Origin of the sequence: Mesorhizobium alhagi CCNWXJ12-2 (assembly GCF_000236565.1) — a bacterium.
GTDB classification, from domain to species: domain Bacteria; phylum Pseudomonadota; class Alphaproteobacteria; order Rhizobiales; family Rhizobiaceae; genus Allomesorhizobium; species Allomesorhizobium alhagi.
The window spans coordinates 14,344-28,806 of the sequence record NZ_AHAM01000300.1 but is presented as its reverse complement, the minus strand read 5'-3'; the positions used below and the strand labels follow the sequence as shown (position 1 = coordinate 28,806).

The following is a 14,463-nucleotide window of genomic DNA, read 5'->3' as shown; positions in this document are numbered from 1 at the left end:
AAATACCCAAGTCCACGAGCATGCCTTGATCCTGCTACCTGCTGCAATGCTGCCGCAGGCGTCTTTTGCCCTACCATCGCACTCCAAGGCCAGCATGTTTCGCTAGTTCCGGGCATATATTCGAAATCTTCAGCCAAAGCCCACCGCCATTCGGCAGAGAATGCTCCCGCCGGCTGTTACATTGTCTGTACGCAGCAAATTGCGCGAGTGGAGCGGTACCCGTGAATGTGGAAGAAATTCTCGCGAGGCTAATCGCATTTCCTACTGTTGTGGGTATGCCAAACGGCGAGATCGTCGATTGGATACGTGGATACTGTGATGCAGCCGGCACCGCCGTGTCGGTCCATCCCGGCCCCGAAGGTGACCGGTCCAACCTTTTTGCGACGATCGGCCCGCGCGACGGCCGGGGGTACATCTTGTCCGGCCACATGGATGTCGTGCCGGCCGGTGAATCGGAATGGACCTCCGATCCGTTCACTTTGCGCCGTAATGGCGACAGGCTTTACGGTCGCGGCGCCACTGACATGAAGGGGTTTCTTGCCTGCGCCCTGGCCGCCTTGCCGCGGCTAGCGACCATGAATTTGCGACGGCCCATTCACCTTGCATTCTCATATGACGAGGAGGCGGGCGGCCGCGGCGTTCCACATCTCATCGCAGCGCTGCCGAGTCTATGCGAGCGGCCCCTCGGAGCAGTTATAGGTGAACCGAGCGGGATGCAGGCCGTATGCGCACATAAGGGCAAGGCTGCCGTGCAGCTCGAGGTGATCGGGCGCTCCGGACATTCCTCACGCCCGGATCTGGGACTCAACGCGGTTCACGCCATGTCCGGCCTGATCACTCGGGTCGTGGCCTACGGCCAATCCCTGGCGAACGGACCCTTCCACGAAGATTTTGCGCCGCCATACTCGTCATTGCAGGTCGGCGTTATCGCCGGCGGCCAGGCCGTCAACATCATCCCTGACCGCTGCACGGCCGATATCGAGGTACGTGCTGTGCCGGGTGTTTCCCCGTCATCCCTGCTGGAGCCGGTGAAAGCCCAGCTATTGGCTCTGCGCGACAACGGCTTTGAAGTGGGGTGGCGCGAGCTGAGCGCCTACCCTGGGCTTTCGCTTGCCGAGGAGAGTGATCTGGCAGTCCTTCTGGTCGAGTTGACGGGGCAGGAGCCACTTTCTGCGGTGAGCTACGGCACGGAGGCCGGCCTCTATCAGCAGGCCGGCATTGACGCGATCATTTGCGGCCCCGGGAATATCGGCCGCGCACATCGTCCTGACGAGTATATCGAGATTGGCGAACTTGCTGCCTGCCAGAGCATGATCGAGGATCTCGGCGCGCGCCTTGCAGCATGAATTGGAGAGGGCGGGTTCCATGGCATTTCTTTTCAATTCCGATGCCGCGCGCGGGGCAGTCTTCCGCGAGGTTTTTGGGCGCGAGCTTCCGGACCTCGCATTCTTCCATTGCAGCGAAACAGTTGACCCGAGAGAGGTGCGCTACCTTCTGACCTGGACGGCGCCTGACGATATCTCGCGCTATCGCAATCTCGAAGTTCTGTTTTCCCTCGGCGCCGGCGTCGACCAGTTCACGTCTGGAAGTGTGCCCGAAGGCGTCAAGCTGGTGCGCATGGTGGAGGACGGCATCATATGCATGATGCAGGAATACGTCGTTCTGGGAGTGCTGAGCCTACACCGGGAGATGTTTGCCTATCGCGAACAGCAAAAGAGCCACACGTGGCGGGCTCTTGCCGTCCCGCAGGCAACCGAGCGTCGTGTGGGTTTTCTCGGCCTCGGTATGCTGGCGCAGGCGGCTATCGAGCGATTGCAGCCGTTTCGCTTTCCTCTCACCGGTTGGAGCCGAAGCAAGAAGGAGATCGAAGGGGTCGTCTGCTTTCATGGCGCCCACCAGCTTGCCGACTTTCTTGCGCAGACGGATATTCTCGTCTGCCTTCTGCCGCTTACGGAACAAACCCGCGGCGTTCTCCATGCAGAGCTATTCTCCATGCTGCCGTTTGGGGCGCGGCTGCTACATGTGGGCCGCGGGCCGCAACTGGATCAAGCTGCGCTGATCAACGCCCTCGATAGTGGTCATCTCGCCGCGGCAATGCTCGATGTCACCGATCCCGAGCCGCTGCAGGAAGACCATCCGCTCTGGCAGCACCCGAAAGTGGCGATCACGCCGCATATCGCCTCGGTGACGCAACCACATACGGCGGCGCAATCCGTCGTGGACAACATCCGGCGCCACCGCGCCGGGAAAGCTCTGATCGGCCTCATCGATCAGACGCTCGGCTACTAACCAGGAAACCTCAAATGTCACTTCTGATCACGATCGACACAAATCCCGCCTTCACGCCGAAGGAGGCATTGCCGATGCCGGAGCGGCTCATTTCCGGTACTCCATCCTTCAAGACCTGGGCGCAGGACGCCTCGAAAGGTGAGAAGGTTCTGACCGGCGTCTGGGAGGCGACGCCCGGCGAGACGCATTCGATCAAGGGCACAACCTGCGAGTTCTGTCACATCATTTCGGGGCTCGTCGAAATCGAGGAAAAGGGCGGTGAGACGAAGACTTACCGCGCCGGCGACAGCTTTGTGATGAAGCCCGGCTTTGTCGGCGTCTGGCGCACGATCGAAACTGTGCGAAAGATCTATGTCTGCGTCTCTGATTGAGTGCGGCCTTTAGGTGCGCCGGCATTCCAGAACAATTGGCTGTCCCAATCCTGACTTACGCAATTCGACACTGTCAGTGGGCTCATCCTCGATGAAAAATGCGGTGCGCGGTCCACTATCGTTCCGATGAAACGATCGTGCGAGGTGCACAGTGACGTTAAGCTTCGACCCCGACACACCCGATCTTCCGCTTTATCACTGCATCGGCGGTGAACGGGTGCAGACGGACGGCGCACTGGAAATGCGCCGCCCGTCCGATGGCAAGCGCTATGGCGCTTGGCCCGTCGCGGATTTGGTCGACTGCGTCGTGCAAACGGCAAAACAGTTGCTGAGGACGAGCGGCTGGGCGGATGTCAGGCCGCGCGAACGGGTCGTTGCGCTGCAGCGTTGGGCCGATTTGATCCAGAAGGAGGCATTGACGCTGGGGCGGCTTGAAGCCGTCTCGACAGCGCGTCCGATTGCACAGCTTGTCGGCACCGACGTCAAGGTGATTGCCGAGCAGATGCCGATTGCCCGACCTAGGCCCCGGCCCTACACCCGCGATCTTTCCGGCGCCGTTCGTATCGCCAAGGCTCTGCAGGCGGGAACGGGCGGGGTGAACCGATATGGGTCGCACGCGCCATCATATCCTTCCGACCAGCGGCTACAAACATCCGGCGCAAGAATCTCGGGCCGGAAGCGTACCTCGCCAATCGCAAATCCAAGAGCGTGCATATTGATCTCTAGGAAAGGCTGTCCATGAAGACCTATTCCATAGCGCTGATCCCGGGCGACGGCGTCGGCAAGGATGTAACGCAAGCCGCATGGCAGGTGTTGCGGGCAGCCGCAAAGCGCGGTGGTTTCGGCCTCGAAGGGACGAACTTCCCGTGGTCCTGCGCATACTACCGGAAAACAGGCGCAATGATGCCGAAGGACGGCATCGAGATCTTGCGAAAATTTGATGCGATCTATCTCGGCTCTGTCGGCTGGCCGGCCGAGGTGCCGGACGCGGTATCGCTCCACGGGCTGCTGCTGCCGATCCGAAAGGCGTTCACGCAATATGCCAACATAAGGCCGCACAGGCTATTGCCGGGCGTTCAGGGACCACTTCGCTCCGAAGGATTCGATATTCTGTGCATCCGTGAAAACACGGAAGGCGAATATTCTGGCGCCGGTGGACGTGTTCATTCGGGCACGGGTAATGAAGTTGCGGTTGAAACCGCGATCTTCACGCGTGTGGGTGTCGAACGCATCATCCGCTTCGGCTTCGAGCAGGCGCGTGCGCGCCGGAAGAAACTCGCATCGGTGACCAAATCCAATGCACAGAAATATTCCATGGTCTTCTGGGATGAGGTGACGCGCGAGGTAGCAAAGGAATATCGCGACGTGGAGGTCTCGCACTACCACATCGACGCCATGGCGGCCCGCATGGTCATGGCGCCCGAAAGCCTCGATGTGATTGTTGCTTCGAACCTTTTCGGCGACATCCTGACCGATCTTGGAGCGGCTATCCAGGGCGGATTGGGCTTCGCCGCATCCGCCAATATCAATCCTGACCGCGAGGCGCCTTCCATGTTCGAACCGGTGCATGGTTCTGCCCCCGATATCGCGCATCTCGGCATTGCCAATCCCATCGCCGCGATCTGGTCCGGAGCGATGATGCTCGAACATCTGGGCGAGCGGAACGCGGCAGGCGAAGTGATGTCGGCAATCGAGTCTGTGACCGCGCGGGGAATAGGCACGATCGCGGGCAAGGACCGGACGGAAGCAATCACGCAAGCTGTGCTTGCGGCAATAACTGAAGGTGCAGAGGAACGATCATGAATGCGATCACGAAAATTGGTGCTTTGAACGATCCGGACCTGTTCCGCCAACAGGCACTTGTAGGTGATGTCTGGCAGCATGCGCACACAAATGCCACGGTCGATGTCACCGATCCTGCCAGCCTCAGGGTTCTTGGGACCGTTCCCGATATGGGGCGTGACGAGACCAGAGCTGCAATCGACGCCGCGTCCGACGCGTTCAAAGGCTGGAAGAGGAAGACCCATGCCGAGCGTGCGGCGCTTCTGGAGCGTTGGCATGATCTCATGCGCAAGCACGAGCAGGATCTGGCGCTCTTGCTGACGCTGGAACAAGGCAAGCCACTTGCCGAAGCGCTCGCGGAAATCCGCTACGGGGCATCCTTCGTCAAATGGTTCGCGGAAGAGGCGCGCAGGGTCAGTGGGTCGACCATACCGTCACCTACCCACGATCGGCGCATTTTGGTGTTGAAAGAGGCGGTCGGTGTCTGCGCGATCATCACGCCCTGGAACTTCCCAAACGCGATGATCACGCGCAAGGTTGCGCCCGCCCTTGCCGCCGGCTGCACGGTGGTGATCAAGCCGTCCGAGTTCACACCCTTTTCGGCGCTCGCGCTCGGCGTCCTGGCGGAGCGAGCGGGTATCCCGGCAGGCGTTATCAACATCGTGACCGGCATGCCGGCGGAGATTGGCAAAGAGCTGATGGCCAACGAAACGGTGCGCAAGATCTCCTTCACCGGTTCGACCCGCGTCGGTGCGCTTCTGATGAAGGGTGCCGCCGACGGCATCAAAAGGCTTAGCCTTGAGCTCGGCGGGAATGCGCCCTTCATCGTCTTCGACGACGCCGATCTCGATCTCGCCGTCGAAGGGGCGGTAAACTCCAAATTTCGCAATGGCGGCCAGACCTGCGTCTGCGCCAACCGCATTCTCGTGCAGACCGGCGTCTATGAGGCGTTTGCTGCAAAGCTTGCCAGCCGAGTAGCGAAGATGAAGGTTGGCGCCGGTACTGAGGAGGGTGTCGTCATCGGGCCAATGATCAACGGCGCAGCCATCGAAAAGATCGAGCGGCATCTCGCGGATGCCCTGGACAAGGGCGCAAGGATCATGGCGCAGAGCGAATTGGTACCGGAGGGCCGGCAGTACGCCCGTCCCATCGTACTTGGTGAGGCAACGACTGAAATGCTTCTGGCATCAGAAGAGACTTTCGGACCCGTGGCGCCGCTTTTCCGCTTCGAGACCGAGAACGAAGCAATTGCGATCGCCAACGGAACGCCGTTCGGCCTTGCCGCCTATTTCTACACGGAGAACCTCAAACGGTCGTGGCGTGTGGCCGAGGCGCTGGAGTTCGGCATGGTCGGACTCAATACCGGCACGATCTCAACCGAAGTCGCGCCTTTCGGCGGAGTAAAGCAGTCAGGGCTGGGACGTGAAGGATCGCAGCTCGGGTTGGAAGAGTACCTTGAGATCAAGACGCTTCATGTCGGCGGGCTGGACTAGACAGTTCACTTGCGACCAAACACCACTACAACAAAAAGGGGCGGTCCAACCGCCCCTTTTTCTACTTCAGGCAGTGCGGTGTCACAGACAGGACGCCCGCGTCACGCGACTTCCCGAACAGGCTCCAGGCCGACAGCGGCGGCCAGGCCCGAGATATCCCTGATCTCGCTATATTCGTAAAAGGGGTTCGCGGGCTCATGGCCTCGGTTCACCCAAACTTTGTTCTTGATGCCGAGATCGTAGGCCGTCATCAGGTCGTAGCGGAATGAGGAGGAGACATGAGTGATGTCCTCCGGGCCGCAGCCGAGCTTGTCGAGCATGTATTCAAAGCCCTTCATCAGCGGCTTATAGGCGCCAACCTCTTCGGCGGTGATGACGGTGTGAAATGGCGCACCGAGCTTTTCCACATTCGACATGATCAGGCTGTCCATGGAGTTGGACAGGATCACCAGTGGGATTTCCTTGGCGACCGTGGCCAGTCCCGCCGGGACGTCGGGGTGCGGACCCCAGGTCGGCACTTCGTCATAGATGCGTTGGGCGTCTTCGGGTTTGAACTGGATACCAATGCGCTTGCAGCTGCGTTCGATGGAATTCTGCACCACCTCGAGGAAGGGTTTCCATTGCCCCAGCACCTCGTCAAGGCGATAGCCTCTAAAGGCCTCCACGAAACTGGCCATTGCCTCTGGGGAGAGGCGCTCGCCGTAGACGCGCCGCGCCGCGCCGGCCATATCGAAGTTGGTCAGCGTGCCATAGCAGTCGAAGGTGATGTATTTCGGTCTGAACTGGGTCATGGGCGTCGATCCTTCCAATCCTGTCGGCACTGCGTGCCGCTAACGGGAAGGATCATAGTGAGAACCGGATAAGACTAGTCGCCGCATTCGATGCGCCCTGAAGCAGATTGTTTTGTATTGTGTAAGGGCTTTGGCAGAGAGTTGCGCCGCAGTTCGCTTCGAACTTTGGCGGGAGTGCGACTATCGGCGGTGCTTCGGCATAAGGTGCGGTGCCAGCGGCAAAGGAAAGTCAAAACGCCTATCGCATCGGTTCTGGTCGGGAGGAACTGCGGTCTGCGGCAGCCTAACTTGCGCCCTGGAGACGAAGGCCGGAACTGCATCATGACCACACAACTATGCGTTGACCAGTCAGGCACTCGGTTAATTTGGAGGAAGAAATGCTTGCGAACTCGTTGATCGAACTCGACCGCGCGCATCTGGTTCACCCGGTCGCGTCCTATCGCGGCCATGAAGCGATGGGCGTGCGGGTGCTGAAATCGGCAAAGGGTGCGACGGTAACCGACGACACGGGGCACAGTCTGCTCGACGGGTTTGCGGGACTGTGGTGCGTCAATGCCGGCTACGGGCAGGACAGCATCGTCGAGGCTGCCGCCAAGCAACTGCGCGAGCTTCCCTATGCGACGGGCTATTTCGGGCTCGGCTCCGAGCCAGCCATTCGCCTCGCTGCGAGGCTGGCCGAACTGGCGCCGGGAGATCTCAACCACATTTACTTCACACTCGGCGGCTCAGATGCGGTCGACAGCACGATCCGGTTCATTCGATATTACAACCATGCCAAGGGTACGCCGCAGAAGGACCAGTTCATTTCGGTCGAATACGGCTACCATGGATCCTCGACAGCGGGGTCCGGCCTGACCGCGCTATCGGTCTTTCACGCGGGCTTCGGCGTGCCTTATGACTGGCAACACAAGATCCCCTCCCATTATTCCTATCGCAATCCCGTCGGCTCCGATCCGCGGGCGATCATCGAAGCGTCGGTCGCCGCCCTAAGGGCGAAGATCTCGGAAGTCGGCGCGGATCGCGTCGCCGCCTTCTATGTGGAGCCGATCCAGGGATCGGGTGGTGTTCTCGTTCCGCCGGCCGGCTGGCTGAAGGCCATGCGCGCTGTCTGCAAGGAACACGATGTCCTGTTCGTTGTCGACGAAGTCATCACCGGCTTCGGCCGTACTGGTCCGCTCTTTGCGTGTGAAGACGATGCTGTCGTCCCCGACCTCATGACCACGGCGAAGGGCCTGACCTCGGGCTATGTGCCGATGGGCGCCGTTTTCATCTCCGACCACGTTTACGACACGATCGCGGACGGGGCCGGTGAGGCGCTCGTCGGCCATGGCTACACCTATTCCGCGCATCCTGTGAGCGCAGCGGTCGCGCTCGAATGCCTGCGCCTCTACGAAGAGGGCCTGTTGGACAATGGGCGAAAGGCCGGAAAGCGCCTGATGGAGGGCCTTCGTTCGCTCGCCGATCACCCTCTGGTCGGCGACGTTCGCGGTCGCGGCATGCTTGCGGCTGTCGAACTCGTCACCGACAAGGAGCGCAAGACGCGCCTGCCGCCGGAGGCCGATCCGGCGCGCCGCATCTTCGACCGCGCATGGCAGAACGGCCTCGTCATCCGAGCTTTTGCGAATGGCGTGCTGGGATATGCGCCGCCGCTCTGCTGTACCGATGAGGACATTGACGGTATCATCGAACGCACGCGGATGACGCTTGACCAGACGCTTGAAGACAAGGATGTGCGGGCTGCGATGAACGGATGATCCGACGGCTTCAGCCGGAGTAGTCCGGCTACTTGGGTTAAACTCCGTCAGCAGGGTTTCACGCATTGACGGCGAGGCAGTCCACGGTTATTGGCGCCCTCACTTCGTGTGCCCTGGTAGCTCAAATGAAGCTGGCTAAAACGCCCTTGAGCGGGACCCAGGCCGTTTGCCAGACCCTCATCTTGCGCTGAAGGCAGAGGTCGCCCTTCTCAATTGCTGAAGATGATGTCGAGAGGCAGATGAGATTTCACGATAGGCGACTTCAGCACGACAAAGCTGAAATATTTGTCGATGCCGATGTCCATTTCGATCAAACGCTCCATGACAGTCTGGTATTCGGTGATTCCGGCTGTGACAAACTTCACCAGGTAGTCGTAGCCGCCTGAAACAAGGTGGCACTCGACGACGGAATCGATCTTCTCGACCGTTGTGAGAAACCGTGCGAAGTCGTTCTGGCGATGGTTCCTAAGCGTGATCTCAGTGAAAACCGTCAGAGTCTGCCCAAGCTTGGAGACGTCGATCAGGGCGGAATAACCGGTAATGAAGCCCTCCGCCTGGAGCCGTTTGACCCGCATGAGACATGGGCTCGCTGAAAGATTAACCAGTTCCGCCAGCTCGACGTTGGAAATCCGCCCATGCTTCTGCAATTCGCATAGAATTTTGATGTCGATCTTGTCGAGCTTCATAGGAAAAGCCTATCACAGATTCGATCCGCGGATCGCCTTGCAGACCGCGTCCGTCACTTCGTGCGTGGTCGCTGTTCCGCCTATGTCCGGCGTCAGTACGCCTTCTGCCGTGACGGAGGCCACTGCGCGCATCAACCGAGCGGCTGCTTCGCTTTCGCCCAGATGTTCGAGCATCTGAGCGGCGGTCCAGAACGTGGCGACAGGGTTGGCGATTCCCTTGCCGGCAATGTCAATGCTGAGCCGTGGATGGGCTCGAACATCGAGGGATAGCGCCGCTCGGGATCTATATTGGCGGTCGGCGCCACGCCGAGACTGCCCGCAAGTGCGCCGGCAAGGTCGGACAAGATATCCGCATGAAGATTGGTGGCGACGACCGTGTCGAGGCTCCAAGGTTTCAGCGTCATGCGCACTGTCATAGCATCGACCAGCATCTTGTCCCACGTGACATCGGGGAATTCCCCTGCCACCTCGGCGGCGATTTCGTCCCACATTACCATGCCGTGGCGCTGCGCGTTGGATTTCGTGACGACCGTCAGGAGCTTTCGCGGCCGTGACTGTGCCAGCCGGAATGCATAACGCATGATGCGGGTGACGCCGACGCGCGTGAAGATCGCGACCTCGGTTCCGACCTCCTCGGGAAGCCCGCGATGGGCACGGCCACCGTGGCCCGAGTACTCGCCCTCGGAGTTCTCCCGCACGATGACCCAGTCCAGACCGCCAGGGCTGATACCGGCGAGAGGCGATGAGATCCCAGGCAGGATCCTGGTCGGCCGCACATTGGCATACTGGTCAAAGCCTTGGCAAATCGGCAGCCGAAGCCCCCAGAGGGTGATATGGTCGGGCACATCAGGGGCGCCGACGGCGCCGAAGAAAATAGCGTCGAATGCCCTGAGTTGTGCCAGCCCATCCTCGGGCATCATAAGGCCATGGGCCTTGTAATAATTCGAGCCCCAATCGAAGTGTTGGACGCGAAGCTTGAAATCGCCGCAGCGCTGTTGGAGCGTCTCGAGCGTCTGCAGGCCCGCTGTGATGACTTCTGGGCCGATCCCGTCGGCTGGTATGGCGGCAATCTGGTACTCACGCATGCGGAACTTCCCCGTGTTGCTTATCGTGACGCCGCCCAGGGCGGCCCTCATCAGAATTCAGCGACCTTGCCCCAGGCAGCCATTTTCAGACGTTCGGGCTTGTAGGGACGCGGATCGACGATCGGCTCGCTGCCGGTGATGATATCGGCAATCATGTGCCCCGCGCCGGGGCCGATCCCGAACCCGTGGCCGCTAAATCCCGCGGCTAGAATGAAGCCCGGAATCCCCTCCACTTCACCGATTGCCGGGATGCCGTCAGGCGTGCTGTCGACATAACCTGCCCAGGCATCGGAAATCGCGACGCGTTTGAGTTCAGGCAGCAATTCGCAGGCTCTTTGATGTGTCAGGCGAATCTGCTTCATGTCAGGCTTGGGGTCGAGAATCCGGTTCCGCTCCATTGGTGTGATGTCGTCGAGAGCCCATTTACCCAGGCTTTCATGACCTTGACGCCAGCCCTCGAATGCACCCGGGGCGAGACTGCGCCAGCGGCGGGCGAACATGGGCACGAACTCGCGGCTGAACCTGAACTGCTGCGTCGTGAAATCGACGCGCGCGCGCCCGCTGATCGCCAGCGTGAATCCACCGTTGCCGCGCCGCGTCAGCGAGACGTGCGCAGTATGCAGGGCATCCGGCAGGCCGTTTGCGCCGGGCGCCACGGCTAGAATGGAAGAACGCACGGAAGCTTGTGGGAAGCGGATACCAAGCTGGTTGCAGAAGGACGAAGCCCACGCCCCTCCGGCCATGACGACGATCTTCGTCTGGATGGTTCCCGCTTCCGTCACGACACCACTGACCCGGCCGGCGCTCAGCTCTATGCCACGAGCCGCGCAATGCTGATGCACGGTGCCGCCAGCTGCAATGATCCCACGCGCGGCAACAGGCACGGCCTTCGAGGTGTCTGCCGTTCCGTCGGTCGGTGAGAAAACGCCGCCCTTCCACTTGCGTCCGGTTGCCTTACCCTTCTCGGTGGCTTCTTCGGCGCTCAGCACATGCGTCGTGACGCCGACCGTCCTCGCAAAATCGCGCCACTTTGCCCAGCCCGCCAGCTCATCGTCGCTTTGCGAGAGATAGAGGAGCCCGCAACGGCGAAAGCCGGTGTCTTGGCCGGTCTCCTGTGTCACTTTCTCCCAGAGATCGAGGCTCTTCGTTGCCATCGGCAGCTCGCGCGCATCGCGGTTCTGCTGGCGGCACCAGCCCCAGTTGCGGCTGGACTGCTCCGCTGCAACCCGCCCCTTCTCGACCAGAGCCACCTTGATGCCGCGGCGCGCCAGGTAGTACGCGCTGAACACGCCCACCACGCCGCCGCCAATCACCACGACATCTGCCTCCCGAGGCAGCGATGAACTGGATTCAATGTGCATGAGCGGTGCGGGCATGGGCAGGAAACCTTATGTTTGACGCATTCTATCCTGCTGCCCACAGGCCTACGCTGCGGAGATTGTGCTTGGACGGAATATCCTGCGGTTTCAGGCGCGCAGGACAGGCAATTGTTGCGCGTAACGCCGGTCGCACCCTCGGATTCGGACATAAACGCACTGCATTCGGAACGGCTTCAGACGAGCATGGGGTGACGCAACAATGAAGTTTGCTTCCCACTGCATGACACGTCAGTTCCATTTGGCGGAGCCTTGGCCGGCGCCGTCTCGGGGGATTTTGAGGTGATCGTAATCGGCGCCGGCTTCACCGGCTTGAACGCTGTGCGCAAGCTCGCCAAATTGGCGTGAAGGTCGCACTCGTCGAGGCCCAATGTCGGGTATGGTGCGTCTGGTCGCACATGCGAGGGCTTGGAAGCAAGCTTGAGCTTGCAGTCCGGCGGAAGCTGCACGCAATCTTCTCTTCCTCGATCATCGCCTCGATCATGTCGATCGAGGCGTCATAGGCCCGCCACAACAGCGAGCAGATTGTCGGCATGTTGCCGCACTGGCGAACGTCGAGATCGATTGTTGCTGAGGCGGCCTCGTCGGTTGCATGCCGGATCGCCGTCCTCCGGCCGGCAGCGCCGACGGTGTGATCTATGGCATGGGTTATTCGAGGTACCGTGCACATAGATCGACCCTGATCGGCAATGCGCCGGCTGACATCGCGATGGGTCGCAGGGACAAGAACCCGCTCGAGGGCATGGCCTTGCATGCCGGCAAGCCTTGGTTCCGTCCCATAGTAGGCGCATACTATCGGTTCAAGGACGGGCTTGCGTGACTTGTTCTCGGGCGCCGAAACAGGCGCAGAGCGAAAATGCCAATTTCGACCTCCTTTTCAGAAGTTCCTGCTGCCTGGGCGCCAACTTCCGGCGACTCTGCCGGCCAGAAAGAGTCAAACTGATCGGCAATTAAGGTGCGTTGCTCCCCGGACATCTGCCAAGAGGCAGGCAGGCTCTAAAGGGCCACAGAAGGGGCCTTGGACAGTGAGCCGGAGAGTTCACAATAGGGAACAGTTTTGACCGATGGACCGCCGCGAGGCGGGGATCGAAAACACAATCCGCAACGGGCCAGCCTGCGCGGTTGCAAGGGAGGTGATCTCGATGGTCGCAAGCATCCAGGCTGTAGCCCCCCACGATGTGGCCCTTTCGGTGCGTGATCTCACGATAACCTTGCCGGAAGGCATGGAACGGACCCATGCCGTCGAGAACATCTCCTTCGATCTGAAACGCGGCCAGATTCTGTGCGTCATAGGCGAGTCCGGATCCGGCAAGTCGGTTACCGCCAACGCCATCATGGGACTATTGTCTCGGGTGATCCACGTCTCCTCGGGAGCCATCCACCTGGACGGGATGAACATCATAGGCCTGTCGCCGGACAAGCTGCGCAGCCTGCGCGGCCGGGTGGTGTCGATGATCTTTCAGGACCCGCTCTCGGCGCTCAATCCGCTGATGACCGTGGGCGCACAGATCGACGAGGTCATGGCGGCGCATGGCGTCGGCACGCCGAAATCCCGCCGCGGCCGCGCTCTCGAGTTGCTGACCGAGGTTGGACTGCCCGACCCGGAACTCATGTATCACCAGTATCCGTTCCGCCTCTCCGGCGGGCAGCGGCAGCGGGTGATGATTGCCATGGCGCTGGCGCTGGAACCCACGATCCTGATCGCGGATGAACCGACGACCGCGCTCGACGTGACCACCCAGGCGCAGATTCTGGAGCTGATCCGCGACATTCAGCGCCGCAAGGGAATGAGCGTCATGTTCATCACCCACGACTTCGGGGTGGTGGCCGAGATAGCAGACAGCGTCGTCGTGATGGAGAAGGGCCACATCGTCGAGCAGGGCAGCGCCCAACAGGTCCTGAAATCGCCCGGCCCTCCCTACACCCGGCGCCTTATCGCGGCCGTCCCGCGCCTGACCGGCGAGGACCGCGTTCCTCTGGAAACGGCCAACAAGGCGCCGATCCTGAAGGTCGAGGGCCTGGTGAAGACCTACCGCAGTGGCAGTGCGCTGTTCGGCAAAGCGCGCGTCGTGCCCGCGGTCAACGACGTCTCGTTCGATCTGGCGCCCGGGCGCACGCTTGGCGTGGTGGGCGAAAGCGGTTCGGGCAAATCGTCGCTCGGCCGGCTTCTGATCAAGCTGCTGGACAGCGACGGCGGCGGGATTCTGTTCGAGGGCCGCGACATAGCCAGGCTTTCCGAAGCCGAGTTCCGCCCGCTGCGGCCGCGGGTTCAGATGATCTTCCAGGACCCCTTCGCCTCGCTCAACCCGCGCTCGACGATCGGCCACATCCTGACCGTTGGCCCAGTCGCGCACGGAACGCCCTATGCCCAGGCGCGTGATGAGGCGAAGGCGCTTTTGGCTCATGTCGGGCTCGATGCCGGCGCCTTTGGCCGCTATCCGCACGAATTTTCCGGTGGGCAGCGCCAGCGCATAGGCATTGCTCGGGCGCTGATGTTCAAACCGAAGCTGCTGATCGCCGACGAAGCTGTGTCGGCGCTCGACGTGTCGATCCAGGCCCAGATCCTGCAGCTGCTGGATCAGATCCAGCGGGAGACCGGCGTGTCGATGATCTTCATCACCCACGATCTGCGCGTCGCCAGCCAGATCTGCGACGAAATCGCGGTGATGCAGAAAGGGCGGATCGTGGAACGCGGTCCCCCCTCGCAAATCTTCCTCGACCCGCAATCAGCCTACACGCGTGAGCTGGTGGCGGCGATTCCTGGAGAGCAGCCGGGACCGACCCGTCCGGTTGCAGCAAATGGGTAAGAGCACGGCGGATACCGCCAGAACAAGGG

Annotated in this window: 12 protein-coding genes and 1 pseudogene; 9 read left to right on the top strand and 4 right to left on the bottom strand. The window is 61.0% G+C overall.

Annotated features, from left to right (window positions below):
- Window positions 1-221 precede the first annotated feature (221 nt).
- The 6 genes from argE to MAXJ12_RS31190 all read left to right on the top strand — a co-directional run bounded on the left by argE (window position 222) and on the right by MAXJ12_RS31190 (window position 5,935).
- Window positions 222-1,346, top strand: a complete 1,125-nt coding sequence (argE, locus tag MAXJ12_RS31215; RefSeq protein ID WP_008840188.1) for an acetylornithine deacetylase — start codon at window positions 222-224, stop codon at window positions 1,344-1,346.
- Window positions 1,347-1,365: 19 nt separating this feature from the next.
- A complete protein-coding gene (locus tag MAXJ12_RS31210; RefSeq protein ID WP_008840187.1) occupies window positions 1,366-2,289 on the top strand; it encodes a 2-hydroxyacid dehydrogenase in 924 nt (307 codons plus the stop codon).
- Between the two features lie 14 nt (window positions 2,290-2,303).
- Window positions 2,304-2,660 (top strand): cupin domain-containing protein, encoded by a 357-nt coding sequence (locus tag MAXJ12_RS31205; RefSeq protein ID WP_008840186.1) that lies wholly within the window; start codon window positions 2,304-2,306, stop codon window positions 2,658-2,660.
- A gap of 151 nt (window positions 2,661-2,811) precedes the next feature.
- On the top strand, window positions 2,812-3,402 hold the full coding sequence (locus MAXJ12_RS31200) for an aldehyde dehydrogenase family protein (protein ID WP_008840185.1): 591 nt from the start codon (window positions 2,812-2,814) through the stop codon (window positions 3,400-3,402).
- Window positions 3,399-4,463 (top strand): tartrate dehydrogenase, encoded by a 1,065-nt coding sequence (locus MAXJ12_RS31195; protein ID WP_008840184.1) that lies wholly within the window; start codon window positions 3,399-3,401, stop codon window positions 4,461-4,463. The genes MAXJ12_RS31200 and MAXJ12_RS31195 overlap by 4 nt, the downstream gene beginning before the upstream one ends.
- Window positions 4,460-5,935, top strand: coding sequence for an NAD-dependent succinate-semialdehyde dehydrogenase (locus tag MAXJ12_RS31190; RefSeq protein ID WP_008840183.1), 1,476 nt, complete (start codon window positions 4,460-4,462; stop codon window positions 5,933-5,935). The genes MAXJ12_RS31195 and MAXJ12_RS31190 overlap by 4 nt, the downstream gene beginning before the upstream one ends.
- A gap of 101 nt (window positions 5,936-6,036) precedes the next feature.
- Here the strand turns inward: MAXJ12_RS31190 and MAXJ12_RS31185 are convergent, their stop codons facing one another.
- A complete protein-coding gene (locus MAXJ12_RS31185) occupies window positions 6,037-6,726 on the bottom strand; it encodes a haloacid dehalogenase type II (RefSeq protein ID WP_008840182.1) in 690 nt (229 codons plus the stop codon).
- A gap of 377 nt (window positions 6,727-7,103) precedes the next feature.
- Here MAXJ12_RS31185 and MAXJ12_RS31180 point away from each other — a divergent pair, with 377 nt between their 5' ends.
- Window positions 7,104-8,480, top strand: coding sequence for an aspartate aminotransferase family protein (locus tag MAXJ12_RS31180; protein WP_008840181.1), 1,377 nt, complete (start codon window positions 7,104-7,106; stop codon window positions 8,478-8,480).
- Between the two features lie 209 nt (window positions 8,481-8,689).
- On the opposite strand, the gene MAXJ12_RS31175 is transcribed toward MAXJ12_RS31180, so the two are convergent.
- The 3 genes and pseudogenes from MAXJ12_RS31175 to MAXJ12_RS31165 form a co-directional block, all read right to left on the bottom strand.
- Entirely contained in the window at window positions 8,690-9,166 is a 477-nt protein-coding gene (locus MAXJ12_RS31175) for an Lrp/AsnC family transcriptional regulator (protein WP_008840180.1), read from the bottom strand.
- 12 nt (window positions 9,167-9,178) lie between these two features.
- Window positions 9,179-10,251, bottom strand: a pseudogene (locus MAXJ12_RS31170) (tartrate dehydrogenase).
- Window positions 10,252-10,301: 50 nt separating this feature from the next.
- Window positions 10,302-11,627, bottom strand: coding sequence for an NAD(P)/FAD-dependent oxidoreductase (locus tag MAXJ12_RS31165; protein WP_008840179.1), 1,326 nt, complete (start codon window positions 11,625-11,627; stop codon window positions 10,302-10,304).
- Between the two features lie 592 nt (window positions 11,628-12,219).
- Here MAXJ12_RS31165 and MAXJ12_RS31160 point away from each other — a divergent pair.
- The gene (locus MAXJ12_RS31160; RefSeq protein ID WP_008840176.1) at window positions 12,220-12,447 is read left to right on the top strand and encodes a hypothetical protein; all 228 of its coding nucleotides are present in this window, start codon (window positions 12,220-12,222) and stop codon (window positions 12,445-12,447) included.
- A gap of 322 nt (window positions 12,448-12,769) precedes the next feature.
- Window positions 12,770-14,434 carry an ABC transporter ATP-binding protein gene (locus MAXJ12_RS31155; RefSeq protein WP_040589075.1) on the top strand — a complete coding sequence of 555 codons (1,665 nt, stop codon included), beginning with the start codon at window positions 12,770-12,772 and terminating at the stop codon, window positions 14,432-14,434.
- The last annotated feature ends 29 nt before the right edge of the window (window positions 14,435-14,463 follow it).